This is a genomic window from Buchnera aphidicola (Protaphis terricola) (genome assembly GCF_964059145.1).
Taxonomy (GTDB): domain Bacteria; phylum Pseudomonadota; class Gammaproteobacteria; order Enterobacterales; family Enterobacteriaceae; genus Buchnera; species Buchnera aphidicola_BP.
Map to the genome: position 1 here is coordinate 14,952 of NZ_OZ060405.1, position 19,924 is coordinate 34,875.

At 23.7% G+C, this 19,924-nt stretch carries 17 protein-coding genes and 1 tRNA gene; 9 read left to right on the forward strand and 9 right to left on the reverse strand.

All coding sequences use genetic code 11. The annotated features are described in order from the left end of the window. Position 1: 1 nt before the first annotated feature. Together yidC and mnmE are read left to right on the forward strand one after the other, a co-directional pair. A complete protein-coding gene (gene yidC / locus AB4W67_RS00080) occupies positions 2-1,597 on the forward strand; it encodes a membrane protein insertase YidC (protein WP_367682554.1) in 1,596 nt (531 codons plus the stop codon). A gap of 51 nt (positions 1,598-1,648) precedes the next feature. Then, entirely contained in the window at positions 1,649-3,019 is a 1,371-nt protein-coding gene (gene mnmE, locus AB4W67_RS00085) for a tRNA uridine-5-carboxymethylaminomethyl(34) synthesis GTPase MnmE (protein WP_367682555.1), read from the forward strand. 10 nt (positions 3,020-3,029) lie between these two features. Here mnmE and AB4W67_RS00090 read toward each other — a convergent pair. After that, positions 3,030-3,102: transfer RNA gene (locus tag AB4W67_RS00090), tRNA-Phe, on the reverse strand. Between the two features lie 204 nt (positions 3,103-3,306). Here AB4W67_RS00090 and AB4W67_RS00095 point away from each other — a divergent pair. From AB4W67_RS00095 to efp, 3 genes are all read left to right on the forward strand, one after another. Then, the gene (locus AB4W67_RS00095) at positions 3,307-3,597 is read left to right on the forward strand and encodes a co-chaperone GroES (RefSeq protein WP_367682556.1); all 291 of its coding nucleotides are present in this window, start codon (positions 3,307-3,309) and stop codon (positions 3,595-3,597) included. A gap of 58 nt (positions 3,598-3,655) precedes the next feature. Continuing rightward, positions 3,656-5,302, forward strand: a complete 1,647-nt coding sequence (groL, locus tag AB4W67_RS00100) for a chaperonin GroEL (RefSeq protein ID WP_367682557.1) — start codon at positions 3,656-3,658, stop codon at positions 5,300-5,302. 100 nt (positions 5,303-5,402) lie between these two features. Then, positions 5,403-5,969 carry an elongation factor P gene (gene efp / locus AB4W67_RS00105; protein ID WP_367682558.1) on the forward strand — a complete coding sequence of 189 codons (567 nt, stop codon included), beginning with the start codon at positions 5,403-5,405 and terminating at the stop codon, positions 5,967-5,969. Positions 5,970-5,971: 2 nt separating this feature from the next. Here efp and dnaC read toward each other — a convergent pair whose 3' ends face one another. The 3 genes from dnaC to rsmD are packed head-to-tail and all read right to left on the reverse strand — an operon-like array spanning position 5,972 to position 7,821. Beyond that, positions 5,972-6,712, reverse strand: coding sequence for a DNA replication protein DnaC (gene dnaC, locus AB4W67_RS00110; RefSeq protein WP_367682559.1), 741 nt, complete (start codon positions 6,710-6,712; stop codon positions 5,972-5,974). Continuing rightward, complete coding sequence (locus tag AB4W67_RS00115) at positions 6,712-7,206, reverse strand: DnaT-like ssDNA-binding domain-containing protein (RefSeq protein ID WP_367682560.1); 495 nt, start codon at positions 7,204-7,206, stop codon at positions 6,712-6,714. Before AB4W67_RS00115 ends, dnaC begins: the two co-directional genes overlap by 1 nt. A gap of 42 nt (positions 7,207-7,248) precedes the next feature. Next, positions 7,249-7,821, reverse strand: coding sequence for a 16S rRNA (guanine(966)-N(2))-methyltransferase RsmD (gene rsmD, locus AB4W67_RS00120; protein ID WP_367682561.1), 573 nt, complete (start codon positions 7,819-7,821; stop codon positions 7,249-7,251). A gap of 132 nt (positions 7,822-7,953) precedes the next feature. Between rsmD and ftsY the strand changes: the two genes are divergently transcribed. Together ftsY and rpoH are read left to right on the forward strand one after the other, a co-directional pair. Further along, positions 7,954-9,009 carry a signal recognition particle-docking protein FtsY gene (ftsY, locus tag AB4W67_RS00125; RefSeq protein WP_367682562.1) on the forward strand — a complete coding sequence of 352 codons (1,056 nt, stop codon included), beginning with the start codon at positions 7,954-7,956 and terminating at the stop codon, positions 9,007-9,009. 187 nt (positions 9,010-9,196) lie between these two features. Then, on the forward strand, positions 9,197-10,057 hold the full coding sequence (rpoH, locus tag AB4W67_RS00130) for an RNA polymerase sigma factor RpoH (RefSeq protein WP_367682563.1): 861 nt from the start codon (positions 9,197-9,199) through the stop codon (positions 10,055-10,057). A gap of 102 nt (positions 10,058-10,159) precedes the next feature. Here the strand turns inward: rpoH and glmS are convergent, their stop codons facing one another. Continuing rightward, positions 10,160-11,989 carry a glutamine--fructose-6-phosphate transaminase (isomerizing) gene (gene glmS / locus AB4W67_RS00135; protein WP_367682564.1) on the reverse strand — a complete coding sequence of 610 codons (1,830 nt, stop codon included), beginning with the start codon at positions 11,987-11,989 and terminating at the stop codon, positions 10,160-10,162. Positions 11,990-12,044: 55 nt separating this feature from the next. Beyond that, positions 12,045-13,430, reverse strand: a complete 1,386-nt coding sequence (glmU, locus tag AB4W67_RS00140; RefSeq protein ID WP_367682565.1) for a bifunctional UDP-N-acetylglucosamine diphosphorylase/glucosamine-1-phosphate N-acetyltransferase GlmU — start codon at positions 13,428-13,430, stop codon at positions 12,045-12,047. A gap of 106 nt (positions 13,431-13,536) precedes the next feature. On the opposite strand from glmU, the gene AB4W67_RS00145 reads away from it, so the two are divergent. Next, complete coding sequence (locus tag AB4W67_RS00145) at positions 13,537-14,337, forward strand: Cof-type HAD-IIB family hydrolase (protein ID WP_367682566.1); 801 nt, start codon at positions 13,537-13,539, stop codon at positions 14,335-14,337. A 31-nt stretch (positions 14,338-14,368) separates the two neighbouring features. Here AB4W67_RS00145 and metR read toward each other — a convergent pair whose 3' ends face one another. Then, the gene (gene metR / locus AB4W67_RS00150) at positions 14,369-15,286 is read right to left on the reverse strand and encodes an HTH-type transcriptional regulator MetR (protein WP_367682567.1); all 918 of its coding nucleotides are present in this window, start codon (positions 15,284-15,286) and stop codon (positions 14,369-14,371) included. Between the two features lie 153 nt (positions 15,287-15,439). On the opposite strand from metR, the gene metE reads away from it, so the two are divergent. Then, the gene (gene metE, locus AB4W67_RS00155) at positions 15,440-17,698 is read left to right on the forward strand and encodes a 5-methyltetrahydropteroyltriglutamate--homocysteine S-methyltransferase (RefSeq protein WP_367682568.1); all 2,259 of its coding nucleotides are present in this window, start codon (positions 15,440-15,442) and stop codon (positions 17,696-17,698) included. A gap of 114 nt (positions 17,699-17,812) precedes the next feature. On the opposite strand, the gene purH is transcribed toward metE, so the two are convergent. Both purH and AB4W67_RS00165 read right to left on the reverse strand, forming a co-directional pair. After that, entirely contained in the window at positions 17,813-19,393 is a 1,581-nt protein-coding gene (gene purH / locus AB4W67_RS00160; protein ID WP_367682569.1) for a bifunctional phosphoribosylaminoimidazolecarboxamide formyltransferase/IMP cyclohydrolase, read from the reverse strand. Between the two features lie 115 nt (positions 19,394-19,508). Continuing rightward, on the reverse strand, positions 19,509-19,781 hold the full coding sequence (locus tag AB4W67_RS00165) for an HU family DNA-binding protein (RefSeq protein WP_158360357.1): 273 nt from the start codon (positions 19,779-19,781) through the stop codon (positions 19,509-19,511). Between the last annotated feature and the right edge of the window lie 143 nt (positions 19,782-19,924).

Sequence of the window (19,924 nt, forward strand, 5' to 3'; positions counted from 1 at the left end):
TATGGAATTACAACGTAATTTTTTTATTTTTGCTTTTTTATTTATTTCTTTTTTGCTTTGGCAAGAATGGAAAAAACAACCATTTTTAAATAATTATGATAATAAAAATAATAGTTTAAATCTTGATATTAATACTAAAAAAAAGAATGATCAAAATCAAATCATTATTAAAAATGATGTGATTCGTTTAGTTGTAAATATGTATGGAGGAGATATAGAAGAAGCAAGTTTATTAAATTATAAAGAAAAATTAAATTCTTCTAAACCAATGAAATTGTTAGAAACAACACCAAATTTTATTTACCAAGCACAAAGTGGTTTAATTGGAAAAGATGGTTTAGATAATATAGAAAATTATAGTAGACCATTATATTATTCAAAAAATAATTTTTTTGAATTGAAAAATAATCAATATGAACTTCGTGTTCCAATTGTTTTTCTTAAAAATAAAAATGTCATTTATACTAAAACATTTATTATTAAACGAGGAAAATATGATTTAGAGATAGAATATAATATAAATAATATTAGTAATAATAATTTAGAATTACGTATGTTTGGTCAATTAAGACAAACAATTCAACTACCTGAAAATCGTAATATTTATAGTAAAAATTTTGCTCTTCAAACATTTCGTGGAGCTGCATATTCAACTAATGATATAAAATATCAAAAATATAAATTTGACGATATTTCTAAAAATCAACAATTAAATATTTTTACAAAAAGTGGTTGGATTGCGATGTTACAACAATATTTTTCTGTAGCTTGGATACCTGATTTTAATGCTAATTTAAATAGTATTTATACTTCTTATTTAAATAATAATATTGCTATTATTGGTTATCAATCTCCTATTATTAATATCCCATCTAATTCTCAATATACTATTAAATCAAAATTATGGATAGGACCTGCAATACAAAAAGAAATGGCTTTAGTAGCTCCAAATTTGGATTTAACAGTAGATTATGGTTGGCTTTGGTTTTTATCTCAACCTTTATTTAAATTATTGAGTATTTTATATAATATTGTAGGTAATTGGGGTTTTTCTATTGTTTTAATCACATTTATTATGAAAGCAATAACATATCCTTTAACAAAAGCGCAATATGTTTCTATGGTAAAAATGCGTAAATTACAACCTAAGATAAACGAAATAAAGAAAAATTTTGGAGATAATAAACAACGTATGAGTCAAGAAATGATACGTTTATATAGAATAGAAAAAATCAATCCACTAGGTGGGTGTTTACCAGTTTTGATACAAATGCCTATTTTTTTATCACTTTATTATATGCTAATTAGTTCTGTTGAATTACGTCATGCACCATTTTTATTTTGGATTAAAGATTTATCTAGTCAAGATCCTTATTATATTTTACCTATTATCATGGGTATTACAATGTTTTTTGTACAAAGTTTATCGTCTAATAATATTTCTGATCCATTACAGCAAAAAATAATACGTTTTATACCTATTTTATTTACATTGTTTTTTTTATGGTTTCCATCAGGATTGGTATTATATTATATTATTAGTAATTTAGTAACGATTATACAACAAAAAATTATTTTATTTCATTTTAAAAAATAGATTAAATAGTTGTTTGATATTAATTTATATTTATTAAATAAGAAACTATTTATGATAAAAAGAAAAACTATTGTTGCTCAAGTAACACATCCAGGTAAAAGTTCTGTTGGGATATTACGAGTTTCTGGAGTTAATGCAAAAAAAATTGCTATTTTAATTTTAAATAAAATACCTAAACCTAGAGTTGCTACTTATTCTAAGTTTTTTAACAAAAATAATGAAATTTTAGATCAAGGTATAGCTTTATGGTTCCCTTCTCCATTTTCATTTACAGGTGAAGATGTATTGGAGTTACAGGGTCATGGAAGCCCAGTAATAATAGATTTATTAATTACAACGATTTTATCTGTAAAAAATATAAGATTAGCTAGACCCGGAGAATTTTGTGAACGTGCATTTTTAAATGGAAAAATTGATTTAATTCAGGCAGAAGCAATAGATGATTTAATTAATTCTGAAAATGAATCTATGATTAAAGCTTCATTAAATTCTTTACAAGGAAACTTCTCATATTATATAAAAAATTTACTTAAAACACTTATTGAATTTCGAGTTTATATTGAATCTAGTATAGATTTTTCAGAAGAAGAAATTGATTTTAATTATAATGATATTATTTTTATTAAATTTAAAAAATTAAATAATTATTTTTTAAAAATAAAAAATTTAATTAAAAATGAAAGTGTGATAAGAGAATCAAAAAAAATTATAATTATTGGACCTCCGAATGCTGGAAAATCTAGTTTATTAAATATATTATCTTCAAGAAATAAAGCTATAGTTACGAATATCCCAGGAACAACTCGAGATCTTCTTCATGAATATATTAATATTAATGGGATTTTATGTGAGTTTATTGATACAGCTGGTTTTCATAATACAACAAATACTATTGAAAAAATTGGTATTGATCTAGCTTGGAAGGAAATAAAAAAATGTGATCATATTTTATTTGTTATTGATAAAACAATTGATTTAAAACATCAAAAAAAAATATCTGATAATTTTTTAAAAAAAATTTCTTCTTACAATAAAAATAATATTGAAATTACTTTTATTTTAAATAAAAATGATTTATCACCAGATAATTTTAAGATTAAAAAAATAGGAAAATTTTTTTTTATTAGTATTTCTGCCCTTACTGGGGAGGGAATAGATATACTAAAAAAACATCTTATTAATATAGAAAAAAATAAAAATAAAGAAGGTACTTTTATTGCTAGAAGGCGTCATCTATATCAAATTGATTTATCGTATCATGAATTTCTAAAAGCTCAAAAAAATTGGATAAAAAATAAAAATATTGAATTATTAGCAGAATCATTAAATATAATGAATAAAATTATTGGAGAAATTACTGGATCTTTTTCTTCTAATGATTTATTAAATCGTATTTTTTCTACCTTTTGTATAGGTAAATAGTATTTAATTATGCCCGGAGGCGGAATTGAACCACCGACACGGGGATTTTCAGTCCCCTGCTCTACCAACTGAGCTATCCGGGCATTTTTTACATTAAATCATCAAAGATAAAACTTTGTCAATCTTTTTTTGATAAACAATATAGATAAATGATTTATTTTTTTATTTAAAAAATAATAAAAATAATTTTTACCCTTGAAGTTTTAATAAACATCCATATATTTAATATTAATATAAGATTAAAATATTTTTTAAATCAGAAGGATTATTCACAGGAGTATTATCATATGAAAATTCGTCCATTGCATGATCGTGTACTTGTAAAACGTCAAGAAGCAGAGTCAAAATCTGCTGGAGGTATTGTTCTTACAGGTTCTGCTGCAGGTAAATCAAATAGAGGTACTGTTAAAGCAGTTGGTAATGGTCGTGTTTTAGATAGTGGGGAAATTAAACCATTAGATGTAAAAGTTGGAGATATTGTTATTTTTAATGAGGGTTATGGTGCAAAAACAGAAAAAATTAATAATGAAGAATTACTAATTTTAACTGAAAGTGACATTTTAGCAATTGTTGAATAGTAAATACATAAGTTCTGTTGTATATCTATTAAAAATATATATTTAAGGAAATGTCAAAATGGGCGCTAAAGATGTAAAATTTGGTAATGAAGCTCGAATCAAAATGCTTCGAGGTGTTAATGTATTAGCTGATGCAGTAAAAGTTACTTTAGGACCAAAAGGTCGAAATGTAGTTTTAGATAAATCTTTTGGTGCACCTAGTATTACTAAAGATGGTGTATCTGTAGCTCGTGAAATTGAGTTAGAAGATAAATTTGAAAACATGGGTGCTCAAATGGTTAAAGAAGTTGCATCTAAAGCTAATGATGCAGCAGGAGATGGTACTACAACAGCAACATTATTAGCACAATCTATAGTTAATGAAGGATTAAAAGCAGTAGCTGCTGGAATGAATCCTATGGATTTAAAACGAGGTATTGACAAGGCAGTTATTAATGCTGTTGAAGAATTAAGAAATCTATCTGTGCCGTGTTCTGATTCTAAAGCAATTACACAAGTTGGAACTATTTCTGCTAATGCTGATGAAAAAGTAGGAGCATTAATTGCCGAAGCAATGGAAAAAGTAGGAAATGATGGAGTTATTACGGTAGAAGAAGGAACTGGTTTACAAAATGAGCTTGAAGTTGTAAAAGGTATGCAGTTTGATCGAGGTTATTTATCGCCTTATTTTATTAATAAACCAGAAACAGGTATTGTTGAACTAGAAAACCCATATATTTTAATGGCAGATAAAAAAATTTCAAATGTTCGAGAAATGTTACCAATATTAGAATCTGTTGCAAAATCTAGCAAGCCATTATTAATAATTTCAGAAGACTTAGAAGGTGAAGCATTAGCTACTTTAGTAGTAAATTCTATGCGTGGAATTGTAAAAGTTGCTGCTGTTAAAGCTCCTGGTTTTGGTGACCGAAGAAAAGCTATGTTACAAGATATTTCTATTTTAACAGGAGGTTCTGTAATTTCAGAAGAGTTAGCAATGGAATTAGAAAAATCTACATTAGAAGATTTAGGTCAAGCTAAACGTGTTGTAATTAATAAGGATACTACAACAATAATTGATGGTTCAGGAGAAAAACATTCTATTCAAAGTCGTATTAGCCAAATTCGTCAAGAAATTCAAGAAGCTACTTCTGATTATGATAAAGAAAAATTAAATGAAAGATTAGCTAAATTATCAGGTGGTGTAGCAGTGTTAAAAGTAGGTGCTGCAACAGAAGTAGAAATGAAAGAAAAGAAAGCTCGTGTTGAAGATGCTTTACATGCGACTCGTGCTGCTGTAGAAGAAGGTGTAGTTGCTGGTGGTGGTGTTGCATTGGTTCGTGTTGCTGGAAAAATTTCAAATTTACGTGGTCAAAATGAAGATCAAAATGTTGGAATTAGAGTAGCTTTACGTGCTATGGAAGCTCCTTTACGTCAAATTGTTTCAAATTCAGGTGAAGAACCTTCTGTAGTAACTAATAACGTAAAAGATGGAAAATGCAATTACGGTTATAATGCTGCTACTGATGAATATGGGGATATGATTGATTTTGGTATATTAGATCCTACTAAAGTTACAAGATCTGCTTTACAATATGCTGCATCTGTTGCCGGTTTAATGATTACTACAGAATGTATGGTAACTGATTTGCCAAAAGATGAAAAATCTGCTGATGTAAACGCTTCTCCTGCAGGTGGAATGGGCGGCATGGGTGGAATGATGTAAAAATTTTATAGTTAATCTTATTTATTTAATTTAAAGATTTCTTTCCTCAGATATAAATATTTTTCTTGAGGAAAGAAGTTGAGATAATTAAAGAGGTATTATGAAAGTCTATCAAAGTAATAGCTTTCGATCAGGTTGTAAGATTATTTTTGAAAAAGAACCATGTTTAATAGAATCAAATGAATTTGTAAAACCTGGAAAAGGAAAAGCTTTTGTTCGTTTAAAATTAAGAAAATTATTAACAAATCAATTAATAGATAAAACATTTAAATCTACAGATTTGTTAGAAATAGCTGATATTGTAGAATATAAATTATATTATTTATATAACGATGGTTTTTTTTGGTATTTTATTAATGATAAGACATTAGAAGATTTTTCAGTAGAAAAAAAAGTTATTGGTGTAAATAAAAAATGGATGTTAGAGAAAGATATATGTACTATAATGTTTTGGAATAAAAAGCCAATATCTATTATACCTAAAGTTTTTGTAAAATTAAAAGTTATAAAAACAGATTTAATTTTAAAAAGAAATACTATTAACAATAGTACAAAATTAGTAAGACTAAATACAGGTGCAGTTTTAAAAGTTCCATTATTTATACAAGTTGGATCAATAATTAAAGTAGATACTCGTTCTGGAGAATATGTTTCTAGAATTAAATAAAATTAATATTCATTACCTTTGATATACTTTCTATAGCTTTCCCATTCAAAAGTTAACCATAAACTATTTCCTAAACGCATTCTATCAATTACTCTTTCTCCTAATAAATTTTTCATCCCTTTATGATCTAGATTAGATAACATTCCGGTTGATTTTTTTGATGATGATCTTCTATCAACTATTTGATTAATAATTACTTTTTCATATCTTGATTCAGTTTGCATACCAATTTCATCTATCATTAATAAATCTACACTACTTAAGTTATGTAATAAATTTTCTTCAGTGATATTATTAGAATCACTAAATGTACTTTTAATATTAGACATTAAGTCAGCTACTGTAACAATTAAAATACTTTTTCCGTGTAGAATTAAATAATTTCCTATAGCTGATGCTAAATGATTTTTTCCAGTTCCAGGTCGTCCTGAAAAAACAAAACTTGCAATATTTTCATTAAATTCTTCTGCATAACGTTTAGCTGCTTGAAGTACTTTTCTTTGTCCTTCGTGTTCAATTTTATAATTTTCAAACGAACAATTCATATATAATTCACGAATACCAGATCGACCTAAAACTCTTTGCATTTTCATAGCTTTATTTTCACGTAATATCAATTCAGAAGATATTTTTCCCTGTTCTTGGTTCCAAGTTAATAAATCATAATCATTTTTAAATTTTGGTTTAATATTTTTAGGCATCATTCGTTGTAAACGTTTAAAAAAATCTGTATAAAATGTCATTATTTCCCTCTAAATCCATCTGGTATTTTTTTATCAGGTGTTGGTATATAAGTAATATCTTTTTGTTTTTTAAAAAAATTAAAAGAACGAACTTTTTGTAGATTTCGTGCAAGTTTTTGTTCCCATTGTATATGATGAAATAAACATCCTTCAGCTTCCCAGTATGAAATAAATGCAGCAAGTTCGTATTTTGATACTTCTTTTTTTAATATTATACCCCACAGTGCAGCTTTTTGAATAAAATCTTTATCAGGAATCCATTTAGAATGCATAGCAAACTTTTGTATCATTTTATTTTTTTTTTGTATATTTTTTTCTTCCAAATTATATTCTAAATCAAATATTTTTTTTAACAGTGATGGTTGAATAATATAAAATAAAATTTTTTTATTTTTTGAAATAGATAAAGTTTTATTTTTTGCTTCTTTTATAATTTGTATTGGATTTTGACAAAAAAAATCTAAAGTTATAGTTTTAGAAACTAAAAATTTCATAAAAAGTTTATCCTATTTAATTTATTAATATTATTTAAAATATTAAATTTTAAAAATATAAAGATAGCATTTAATTTGGCTAGTTTTTTTCTTTTTATATAAAATAAAATTATTTGATATTTTTATAGATTCAGATCGTTTTGTTTCTATATAAATTATCGAGTTGTTTTTTATCCAATTTTTTTTTTCTAATAAAATTATAGTTTTTTCTATTAATTTTTGATGATATGGTGGGTCTATAAATATTATATCATATGATTTTTTTTTTCTTTTTAACCAATTAAAAGTATTTGTATGTATAATTTCTAAATTAGATATATTTAATCTTTTTTGGTTTTTTATTAATGTAAGTACATTTTTTTTTTCTTTTTCTAAACATGTAACAAATTTAGCATTTCGAGATATAGCTTCTATTCCTAATGCTCCGCTGCCTGAGAAACAATCTAAACAATGAGCATTATTAACATATTTAGAAAGCCAATTAAATAGCGTCTCTCTTATTCTGTTAGTTGTAGGTCGAATATTTAAACTATTTTTTAAAGATATTTTTTTCCCCTTTAATTTACCTGAAATAATATAAATTTTATCTCTTTTATTAGAAAAGTAATTATACATTTTATTAGATTGTCTATGTTAGTGATATAATTTATTTTATTATTAAATATAATTTAAATATACATCTAATTTTTAATTTTTTTTAAAATATTAAATATTATTTTTAACTTTATAAATTATAAGGATAGTTCAATGAGTAACGATAAAAAAAATAAATTTTTCTCTTGGATTAATTCTAAATTAATTAAAACAAAAAAAGAAAATTTCGATGTATCTAGAATCAAAAAAAAAATAGAAACTGATAATATTTTAAAAAAAAATAGTATACAATCAAATTTTTTTTTTAAATTACGAGAAAGTTTAAAAAAAACTAAAATTTTTTTTGGTGATCGTATAGATCGTATTTTTTCAATTAAGCGAATAGATAAAAATCTTTTTCAAGAATTAGAAGACATTATGATTTTATCTGATATTGGAATTAATACAACTGAAAAAATTATTCAAGAATTAATTAAAGATATTGATTACCAAGCTTTAAAAGATCCAAAGTCAGTATATTTTGCATTAAAAGAAAAAATGCGTTTAATTTTAAAAAAAGTACAAGTTCCATTATTAATTTCAAAACAAACTCCGTTTGTTATATTAGTAGTAGGCGTAAATGGTACAGGAAAAACAACTACTATTTTGAAATTAGCAAAAAAATATAAATTAGATGGAAAGTCTGTCATGTTATCAGCATCAGATACATTTAGAGCAGCAGCAATAGAACAATTACAAATATTAGGGAAAATAGATAAAATACCAGTAATAGCTCAAAAATTAGGTTCAGATCCAGCTGCGGTAACATTTGATGCTTTAAAATCTGCTATTTCTAAAAAAATTGATATTTTAATTATTGATACAGCAGGAAGATTACATAATAAACAGCATTTATTAGAAGAATTAAAAAAAATAATTAGAGTAATTAAAAAGTTAAATTTATCTGCTCCACATGAAGTAATATTAGTTATTGATGCTTGTAATGGTCAAAATACAATTAAACAAACTGAAATGTTTCATAAGGCAATTAATTTAACTGGTTTAATTATTACTAAATTAGATGGTACTGCAAAAGGAGGAGTGATTTTTGCATTAGCAGATCAATTTTCTATTCCTATTCGTTATATTGGAATTGGTGAAAAATCAACTGATTTAATTGATTTTAATAGTAATGATTTTGTTGATTCTATTTTTCATAAAATAAAGTAATATATTGAAAATACTTATTTATTAGTAACTTATTTTATTTTATTTTTTTAATGTTAATATAGTTAATATTATTGTAAATAGTTGATCATTATTATAATTTTTAATTTTAAAATTTTAATGAATTATGATTGAATAATTTTACATACTTATTATTGATTTAATATATTTGATTGATTCGGGAATTAAGATGACTAATAAAGTACAGATTTTATCTGTAACATCATTAGGTAATTTAGATGCTTATATTAGAATAGCTAATTTATGGCCTATGTTATCTATTAAAGAAGAAAAGTTATTAACTCAACGTTTACGTTATAATAGTGATTTAGATGCTGCTAAAACTTTAATTCTTTCTCATCTTAGGTTCGTTATTCACATTGCACGTAGTTATTCTGGATATGGTTTACCGCAATCTGATTTAATACAAGAAGGAAATATAGGTTTAATGAAAGCAGTTAGAAGATTTAACCCAGAAATAGGAGTTCGTTTGGTTTCTTTTGCTGTGCATTGGATTAAATCTGAAATACATGAGTATGTACTTAAAAATTGGAGAATTGTAAAAATAGCAACTACTAAATCTCAAAGAAAATTATTTTTTAATTTAAGAAAAAGTAAAAATAGATTAGGTTGGTTTAATAAAAAGGAAATTGAAATTGTTGCAAAAGAATTAGGTGTAAGTACTAAAGATGTTAAGGAAATGGAGTCTCGTATGTCTGCTCAAGATGTAACATTTAATTCATTTCCAGAAGAAGATGTAAAAGATGGTAAAAGTAATTCAAATATACCATATTTACAAGATAAAACTTCTAATTTTGCAAATTATTTAGAACAAGATAATTGGGATGAACATGCAACTCACAAATTAAGTAATGCTTTATTAGGATTAGATCGACGAAGTCGTGATATTATTCGATCTAGATGGCTTCTTAATAACAATAAGAAAAACACTTTGCAAAAATTAGCTAATAGTTATGGGATTTCTGCTGAACGTGTACGACAATTAGAAAAGAATGCTATGAAAAAGTTAAAAATAGCTATAGAAAATTAAGTTAAATGTATTTTTTCAATTAAATTAATATTTTTTTTATATAGAGTATGAGACTTTTTTAAACCATAAACTCATACTCTCTGATTATAAAAGTATATTTTTTTATTCTACTGTAACAGATTTTGCTAGATTTCTTGGTTGATCAATATTAGTTCCTTTACTTAAAGCAATATAATATGCAAGTAATTGTAATGGAATTATGTAAAAAATAGGAGCTACTATCTCGTCTATATAAGGCATTTTTAGAATTTTTATATTTTTCGATATGTTAATTTCTTCATCAGATAAAATATAAATTACCCCCCCTCTTGCATCTATTTCTTGAATATTTTTTTTTGTTTTTTCAATTAATGAGTTTTTTGGTGCTATAATTATTACTGGCATATTTGAATCAATTAATGCTAATGGTCCATGTTTTAGCTCGCCAGATGGATAAGCTTCTGCATGAATATAAGAAATTTCTTTTACTTTTAATGCTCCTTCCATAGCTATAGGATATTGTATACCACGTCCTAAAAATAACATATTTTTTTTATTAGATAGTTTTTTTGCAATATTTTTTATTTCTTTATTTTTTTCGAAAAAATTTTTAATTGTATTAGGTAGAATAGTTAAGATTTTTATAATTTTTTTTTCAATTTGATTTTTTTTTTGTTTAATACTTATTATTTTAGTAACTAACATTAATAATACAATTAATTGTGTAGTAAAAGATTTTGTAGAAGCTACTCCTATCTCAATACCAGCATGAGTTAGTAAAAAAGTATCAGATTCTTGAACTAAAGATGAATTAGGCATATTAGATATAGCTAAATTTCCTAAATAATTTAATTTTTTAGCAATTCTTAAAGCTATTAAAGTATCTGCTGTTTCACCAGACTGTGATAAAGTAATAAAATAACTTTTTTTTCTTACTACTAGTTTTCGAGAAGAAAATTCAGACGCTACTTCAACATCACAAGGAATATTAGCTAATGATTCAAACCAATATTTAGATACCATCGCGGCATGATAGGAAGTTCCACAAGCAACTATTTGAATATGTTCTAAATGTAAAAATATATTTTTTTCCTTTTTTCCTAATTTTTTAAAATAAATGCTTGTATTATTTTTTAAATAGTTTTTTATAGTATTTTCAATAGACATAGGTTGTTCATAAATTTCTTTTTCCATATAATATTTATATTTTCCTTTTTTTGAATGCTCATATTTAAGATTTGAGTGAATTATTTTTCTATTTACTATTAAGTATTTTTTGTTAAATATTTTAATTTTTTCTGGTTTAATAATTGCAATATCTCCTTCTTTTAAATAGATAAAACGTTTTGTAACATTTAATAATGCAATTTGATCTGAAGCTATAAAGTTTTCTTTTGAGCCTAAACCAATAACTAATGGACTTCCAGAACAAACAGCTATTAATTTTGATATATTATTAGTATCCATAATTACCATACTGTAATTTCCATTTAATTTTATCAAGCTATTATAAACAGCTTCTAAAAGCGATTTTCCCGTTTTTTTTTGCTCCCAATGTATTAAATGTACAATAACCTCAGTATCTGTATCAGAATTAAATATATAGCCTTTTTTTTCTAAAAATAATCGAAGTTCTAAACTATTATTAATAATACCATTATGAACAATTGTAATATGTGAAGAAACATGAGGATGCGTATTTTCTTTTGATACCCTTCCATGTGTAGCCCATCTAGTATGGGCAACCCCAATTTTTCCAAATAATTTTTTATTTTTTGTTTTTTTTATTAATTCATTTACTTTTCCTACAGATCTAATTCTTATTAGATGATTATTTGAATTTATTAAAGCTAATCCTGATGAATCATATCCTCGATATTCTAACTTTTGAATACTTTTAAGTAAAAAGTTAATTATATTACGTTGTGTTACTGCAGCAACAATACCACACATATAGGTCTATCCTTGTTTTATTATAAAATTATTTTTTGTAAAAAATTTATATTTTTTAAGTATTAGTTTTTTTATTTTTATTGATATATGACCAATTTTCTTTATATTTTTGTTTTTTAGTATTATAAACTAAACATGGTTTATCTACATTTTTTCTTACTGTAGTTCCTGCTGCAATAGTTGTGTTTTTTGAAATATTTATAGGTGCTATTAATTCTGTATTTGAACCTATAAAAACATTATCACCAATAGTTGTTTTTGATTTTTTAAAACCATCATAATTGCATGTAATAGTACCAGCTCCAATATTAACTTGTGAACCAATTTTAGAATTTCCAATATAGCTAAGATGTTTTATTTTTGTTTTTTCATTAATTATACTTTCTTTAATTTCAACATAATTTCCTATATGTATATTATTTTTTAATATAGTCTTATTTCTTAAATGACAAAATGGACCAATTATGCAATTTTTTCCGATTTTTACATTTTCTATAATTGTATATTCTTTAATTTGAGAATGATGATTAATAAAACTATTTTTAATTATACAACCTGCATTAATTTTAATATTATTTCCTAAAATTATATTACCTTCTAATATAACACCTGAATCAATTTCAATATTTTCACCATGTTTTAATGTTCCTCTTAAATTAAAATTATATGGATCTTTTAAAGTTACACCAGAGAGTAAAAGATTTTCAATTTTTTCTTGTTGAATCATTTTTTCTAAAATAGATAATTGCAACTTATTATTTATACCTAGTATTTCCTTATAATTTAAAGGTTTTACTGTTTTGATAATATTTCCACCTTCTAAGTAAGCTATTTTAATAATCTCTGTAGCATAAATTTCTTGATTGTGATTATTATAATGAATTTTAGATAACCATCTTTTTAAGTCTTTTCCTTGAGTTATAAATGTTCCAGAGTACACTTCTTTAATTAATTTTTCTTGATTGTTTGCATATTTTTCTTCTATAATACCAATTACATATCCGTTTTTTCTTAAAATTCTTCCATATCCTGAAGGGTTTTTAATATTACTAGTTAATAAACTAAGATCAGACTTTTTTTTAGATTCTTGTAATTTTTTTATAGATATACTAGAAATTAACGGCATATCACCATATAGAACAATTATATTTTCATTGTCTAAAAAATTTTTTGAGGCTGTAATTAATGCATCTCCAGTCCCCTTTTGTTCTTTTTGAACAACAATTTCAATAGAAAAGTTTTTCATGTTAGATAATATTTTTTTTGTATTATTATTGCAAACTAATATAATTTTTTTAGGGTTAATAGATTTAGCTGTATTTAAAACATATTCTAAAATTGTTTTATCTCCTAATATATGTAATACCTTTGGATAATCAGACTTCATTCTACTACCCTTGCCAGCTGCTAGTATAATAATAGTTGTATCAAGTTTTAACATATATATCCTTGTTAATTTTATTATTGTATAAATTTAATTATTTAAAAATATAATGAAATTATTTTTGAGAATTTAATATAATATATTTTTTTATTAAGGTTTGTTTATGTATAGAATTATTACAGTAGATTTAGATGGAACTTTATTATCTCAAGAACACAAAATAACAAAATATACTAAAAAAATCATAAAATTATTAATAAATAAAGGTTTTTATGTTGTTTTCGCATCAGGTCGGCACCATGTTGATATGATATATCTTCGAAATTATTTAAATATTAAAATTTTTATGATTACTTCTAATGGGGCTAAAATTTATAATTTAGATAATCAATTAATTTTTGAAAATAATTTAGATAAGGATATTGCTTTGGAACTTTTATCTTTACGATATTTAGATCAAGATATTATTACTCAAGTGTATCAAAATGATCAATGGTATATAAATAATAATAAAATTGAAAATAATTTTTGTCCTAATTTATCTTTATTAAGATATCAATTTCTCAATTTAAATAAATTTAATTTTGAAAATATTAGTAAAATTTTTTTTACAAGTAACAATTTTAAAAAATTATATAAGCTTAAAATTCATATTATTAATGTATTAAATAATAAAGTTAATATAAATTTTTCTTCTCCAGGATGTTTAGAAATAACATCTGGAAATATTTCAAAAGGATATGGTTTAAAATTAATATGTAAAATATTAGGCATTTCTTTGAAAGAATGTATTACCATTGGAAACGGAATGAATGATTATGATATGTTAAGTATTTCTGGAAAAGCATGTATTATGGAAAATTCTGATCCTTGTTTAAAATATGCATTACCATATGCAGAAATTATTGGTAATAATATAAATGATGGTGTAGCAGTTTTTTTAAATAAAAAGTTTCTTATTTAATATTTTTTAATTGTTATATTAATTTTATTTTTTAAGTATTAGATTTAAATACAGTACGAATAAATTTTAAATGATTATTAGTGTGTATATATATAGAAGATATAAAATTTTTTATATTAAACTCTTCTTGATCTCCATATCTTACAGCTGCATATAACCTTTTCCATATTCCTGATCCTATTTTTTTTGTAACAATTAACTTTTGTTTTTCGAAATTATTCACTGTCCAATATGGTAATGCAGTAATACCCATTTTTGCAGCAACCATTTGTATTAATAAAGAAGTGTTATTTACATTTTTAAATTTTGGTATAATTCCTGCTGGTTTTAAAAAATATGTCCATATATCTAATCTATGACGTTGTACTGGATATATCATTAATATTTCTGATTCTAAATCCTTTGGAGTAATTTTTTTTTCTTTTTTAGCTAAAATATGACTAGGAGATAAAATTAATCGAACTTCAAATTCAAATAAAGGTATATAAATTAAGTTGCTTTTAGGTAAAACTTCTGAAGTTAATACAATATCTAACTCACCTGTTTGTAATAATGGTTGAGGATTAAAAATCATATCAGAAGAAAAATTTATTTTATTTTTTGGCCATTTTTTATGAAAAATTTTTAATGTTGGTATTAACCATTCAATACAACTATGGCATTCAATTGAAAGATTAATAACTGTTTGATAATTGTATTTACAATTTTTCATTGCTATATCTATTTTTGGTAATATTTCTTTAGATAATTTTAATAAAATTTCTCCTTGTATTGTAAATTTTATAGGATTAGTTTTTCTAATGAATAATTTAAAACCTAATCTTTTTTCTAATTCATTGCATTGATGAGAAATAGCTGACTGTGTTTGATGTAAAGTAATAGCAGTTAAACTTAATGAACCATTATTTTTTAAGATTTGTAAAGTTCTAAGATGTTTTATTTCGATCATTAGATTCCTTCATATCGAGAATTAACTATTTTCGCTTGCGTATTTAATTTATTACTAGAATTATAAGATATATATTTTAGATAAATCAAATATAAAATTATTTTTAAATAAATTTTTTATTAAATATTAATAAATTAATTATAAGGAGAATAAATGATGATTTCAAATCATATACTTGGATTTCCAAGAATAGGTGTCAATCGAGAACTTAAAAGAGCTCAAGAATCTTATTGGTCTGGTGATATTAAACAATCAGATTTACTTCTTATAGGAAAAGATTTACGACAAAAACATTGGAAAGAACAAAAAAATAATGGCATTGAATATATATCAGTAGGAGATTTTTCTTGGTATGACCATGTATTAAATACTAGTATGATGTTAGGAAATATACCAGATAGGCATTATAATGTTAATTCTTTAATTGACTTGGATTGTTTATTTCGTATTGCTCGTGGTGCATTTCCAGATATTTCTGCTTCTGAAATGACTAAATGGTTTAATACTAATTATCATTATATAGTGCCAGAATTTAGTAAAAAAAGAGTATTAAAATTTTCTTGGAATCAATTTTTAGAAGAAGTAGATGAAGCTTTATCATTAAATTATAAAGTTAAACCAATTATTTTAGGTCCTATTACATATTTATGGCTAGGAAAGGTAAAAGGACAATATTTTGATCGTTTAGATTTGCTAGATAGTATTCTTCCGATATATAAATATGTTTTAAATAAATTGTCTATAAAAAATATTGATTTTGTTCAAATAGATGAACCTGCATTAGTTTTAGAATTACCAGAAAAATGGAAAAAAGCTTATTTATATTCTTATAAATATCTTCATGGAAAAACTAAAATACTATTGACAACATATTTTGATGATATAAATCATAATATAGAGTTTATTCGTAATTTACCTGTTAATGGTATTCATATTGATTTAATTCATGGTAAATATAATTTATTTGATTTTAATAAAAAAATTCCAAAAGAATGGATTTTATCTTTAGGAGTAATTAATGGAAGAAATATTTGGAAAGCAGATTTATTAAAATGGTTTGAAGTTATTTCAAAAATTAGTAAAATTCGTAAAAATTTATTAATTGGTTCATCTTGTTCATTGCTACATTCTCCTATTGATTTAGAAGTAGAAAATAAATTAAATCCAGATATTAAAAAATGGTTTTCTTTTGCTATTCAAAAATGTTATGAGTTAGGTTTATTATTAAAAGCATTAAAAGATAATAATACTATTTTAATTAAAGAATGGTCTAAACCTATTTATGAACGAAATTTTTCTAAAAAAGTGCATAAATCTGAAGTTCAGAAACGTATTTCTGATCTTTTTAATATTGATTTAAATCGGTCTTCTAATTATAGTATTCGCTCTCAAGAACAAAAAATAAAATTTAATTTGCCTATTTTACCTACAACTACAATTGGTTCTTTTCCTCAAACAATAGAAATAAGAAAATTAAGAAAAGATTATAAAAATAATGTTATAAGTTTGAATGAATATGAAATTGGTATTAAAAAAAATATTAAAAAAGTAATAAAAATACAAGAAGATTTAGATCTTGATGTTTTTGTGCATGGAGAATCTGAAAGAAGTGATATGGTGGAATATTTTGGTGAGAACTTAGATGGTTTTGCATTTACAGAAAATGGATGGGTGCAAAGTTATGGTTCTCGTTGCGTTAAACCTCCAATTATTATTGGTGATATTAGTCGGCCTTACCCTATTACTATAAAATGGTCTAAATATGCTCAATCTTTAACAGATAAACCAGTAAAAGGAATGTTAACAGGACCAGTTACTATTTTATTTTGGTCATTTCCTAGAGAAGATATTTCATTAGAAATTATTTCTAAACAAATTGCATTAGCACTACATGATGAAGTTTTAGATTTAGAAAAATCAGGAATTGAAATTATTCAAATTGATGAACCTGCATTACGTGAGGGTTTACCTTTGAAAAAAAGATTTTGGAAAAAATATTTATCTTGGGCAGTAGATGCTTTTCGTTTAACTTGTTTTAGGGTAAAAAATACTACACAAATTCATACACATATGTGTTATTGTGAATTTAATGATATTATGGAATCTATTGCTTTATTAGATGCAGATGTTATTACAATTGAAACTGCTCGTTCAGATATGGAGCTTTTAGAATTATTTAAAAATTATGAATATCCTAATGAAGTTGGTCCAGGTGTATATGATATTCATTCTAAAAATATACCTAATTCTAATTCAATTAAGACTTTATTGAAAAAAGCTATGAAATATATTCCATTAAATCGTATTTGGGTAAATCCAGATTGCGGTTTAAAAACAAGAAATTGGAATGAAACAGTATCTGCATTAAAAAATATGATACAAGTTACAAAAGAAATACGAAATAAAATTTAAATAACTTAGTACAATATATTTGTTAAAAAATTTTATTTAAAAATTAAATCATCTTTTAGATTATTTTTATAATATTAGAATCTAAATGATGATTTAAAGAATATACTAATATTATTAATGTTTAAAATGACGTATTTGAGTGAAAATCATTGCTATATTATTTTTATTAGCACATTCAATCACTTCTTCATCTCGAATAGATCCACCTGGTTGGATAATACAACATATACCCATATCAGCAGCTTTTTCCACTCCATCTTTAAAAGGGAAAAATGCATCAGATGCCATCACAGCACCTTTTATATTAAAACCTCGATTTTTTGCTTTAATATTTGCTAAATTTGTTGCATCTACTCTACTTGTTTGTCCAGATCCTATACTAATAGTAGTTTTATTTAAACCATATAAGATAGCATTAGACTTAGCATATTTAACTACTTTCCAACAAAAAATTGCATCTTGTAATTCATTATTAGTAGGTTTTCTATTTGTTATAAAATTAAATTTATTAATGTTAATTATGCTATTATCATATTCTTGTAGTAGTAATCCATTAGTTATTTTTTTAAAATCTAGTTTTTCATTATTTTTTTTGATTTTTCCAACAATTAAAATTCTAATATTTTGTTTTTCTTTTAATATTTTTAAAGCATTTTTATTTATTTCAGGAGCAATAATAACTTCAACAAATTGTTTTTGAATAATTTTTATAGCTGTTTTTTCATCAATTTTTGTATTAAATGCAATTACTCCTCCAAAAGCAGAAATAGGATCTGATTTATAAGCAGATATATATGCATTTATTGTAGATATACTTTCAGATGCTCCACAAGGATTTCCATGTTTTACAATAACACAAGCTGGATTTAAAAATTGTTTAACACATTCTAAAGCTATATCTGCATCAGATATATTGTTATAAGATAATTTTTTTCCATTAACTTGATATGAGGAGCTAATTACTCCAGAATCAAAAATATTATTTTTTATATACCATGCAGATTTTTGATGTTGATTTTCTCCATATCTTAAATTTTGTTTTTTTTTAAAATTTAATTCAATCTTATCAGGAAATAAGTTTTTTTTTATATCAGCATTAAAAGTGTTATTTTTTAAAAAATAATTTTTAATATTTTTTTCATAATGTGATGTATATTGAAAAGCTTTTGTTGCTAAATAAAATCTTTTTTCAAGACTAATATCATTATTTTTAATTGAATTAAAAATTAGTTTAAAATCAGAAAAATCAACTATAATTAAAACATCTTTATAATTTTTAGCAGCAGATCGAACAAGTGTAGGCCCTCCAATATCAATATTTTGAATAATTTCTTCTATTTCTTTTTCTTTTTTAAAGTTAATTTTTTCTTTAAATGGATAAAAATTAATAATTACTATATCAATTGGTATAATATTATATAATTTCATTATTTTTTTGTCTTTTTTTCTTCTCCCTAAAATACCAGCTATAATTTTAAAATGCATAGTTTTTAAACGACCATCCATAATTTCTGGTACATTTGTATATTCTGAAAGTTGTACAACAGGTATATTATTACTTTTTAAAAATTTTGCCGTTCCTCCTGTTGAAAATAAGTTAATTTTTTTTTGTAATAAAATTTTTGACATTTCTAAAAGATGTTTTTTGTTAGATAAGCTAATTAAAGCATTTTTTAATATATTATTTGATGACATAGTTTAATTTCTTTTATATAAAAATATTATTAATAAAATTAATTTTAAAAGTATTTAAATATTTAATATTACAGGGGCGTTTTGCCCCTTTAAAAAATTTTTTATGTTATATTTCTTATTTAATTGCGTTTTTTAAAGTTTTTCCAGATATAAAACTAGGTACTTTTGTAGCGGGAATAATAATTTCTTTTCCTGTTTGCGGGTTTCTACCTGTTCGAGAAGCTCTTAAATTTACTTTAAATGTACCAAAACCAACTATTTGTACTGATTCACCTTTTTTTAGAGAGTCAATAATGGTTGATAATGTTGATTCCAAAGTTGATTTAACTTGTATTTTTGATAAATTAGATTTTTTAGAAATAATATTAATTAATTGAGTTTTATTCATTATCTTTCCTTTTTATTAAAAAAATAATAATTACTTTAAATTACGTTTTGATATAAATGAAATCATTTATTTTTTATTAATTAAAATAAATTATTTTTAATATAAATTTTTATATATTTTTAAAAAAATTTTAAAATTATATT

What these genes read in the sequence shown, in the direction of transcription:
- yidC (WP_367682554.1), top strand. Translation starts at nt 2, where the DNA reads ATGGAATTACAACGTAATTTTTTTATTTTTGCTTTTTTATTTATTTCT.
- mnmE (WP_367682555.1), top strand. Translation starts at nt 1,649, where the DNA reads ATGATAAAAAGAAAAACTATTGTTGCTCAAGTAACACATCCAGGTAAA.
- AB4W67_RS00095 (WP_367682556.1), top strand. Translation starts at nt 3,307, where the DNA reads ATGAAAATTCGTCCATTGCATGATCGTGTACTTGTAAAACGTCAAGAA.
- groL (WP_367682557.1), top strand. Translation starts at nt 3,656, where the DNA reads ATGGGCGCTAAAGATGTAAAATTTGGTAATGAAGCTCGAATCAAAATG.
- efp (WP_367682558.1), top strand. Translation starts at nt 5,403, where the DNA reads ATGAAAGTCTATCAAAGTAATAGCTTTCGATCAGGTTGTAAGATTATT.
- dnaC (WP_367682559.1), bottom strand. Translation starts at nt 6,712, where the DNA reads ATGACATTTTATACAGATTTTTTTAAACGTTTACAACGAATGATGCCT.
- AB4W67_RS00115 (WP_367682560.1), bottom strand. Translation starts at nt 7,206, where the DNA reads ATGAAATTTTTAGTTTCTAAAACTATAACTTTAGATTTTTTTTGTCAA.
- rsmD (WP_367682561.1), bottom strand. Translation starts at nt 7,821, where the DNA reads ATGTATAATTACTTTTCTAATAAAAGAGATAAAATTTATATTATTTCA.
- ftsY (WP_367682562.1), top strand. Translation starts at nt 7,954, where the DNA reads ATGAGTAACGATAAAAAAAATAAATTTTTCTCTTGGATTAATTCTAAA.
- rpoH (WP_367682563.1), top strand. Translation starts at nt 9,197, where the DNA reads ATGACTAATAAAGTACAGATTTTATCTGTAACATCATTAGGTAATTTA.
- glmS (WP_367682564.1), bottom strand. Translation starts at nt 11,989, where the DNA reads ATGTGTGGTATTGTTGCTGCAGTAACACAACGTAATATAATTAACTTT.
- glmU (WP_367682565.1), bottom strand. Translation starts at nt 13,430, where the DNA reads ATGTTAAAACTTGATACAACTATTATTATACTAGCAGCTGGCAAGGGT.
- AB4W67_RS00145 (WP_367682566.1), top strand. Translation starts at nt 13,537, where the DNA reads ATGTATAGAATTATTACAGTAGATTTAGATGGAACTTTATTATCTCAA.
- metR (WP_367682567.1), bottom strand. Translation starts at nt 15,286, where the DNA reads ATGATCGAAATAAAACATCTTAGAACTTTACAAATCTTAAAAAATAAT.
- metE (WP_367682568.1), top strand. Translation starts at nt 15,440, where the DNA reads ATGATGATTTCAAATCATATACTTGGATTTCCAAGAATAGGTGTCAAT.
- purH (WP_367682569.1), bottom strand. Translation starts at nt 19,393, where the DNA reads ATGTCATCAAATAATATATTAAAAAATGCTTTAATTAGCTTATCTAAC.
- AB4W67_RS00165 (WP_158360357.1), bottom strand. Translation starts at nt 19,781, where the DNA reads ATGAATAAAACTCAATTAATTAATATTATTTCTAAAAAATCTAATTTA.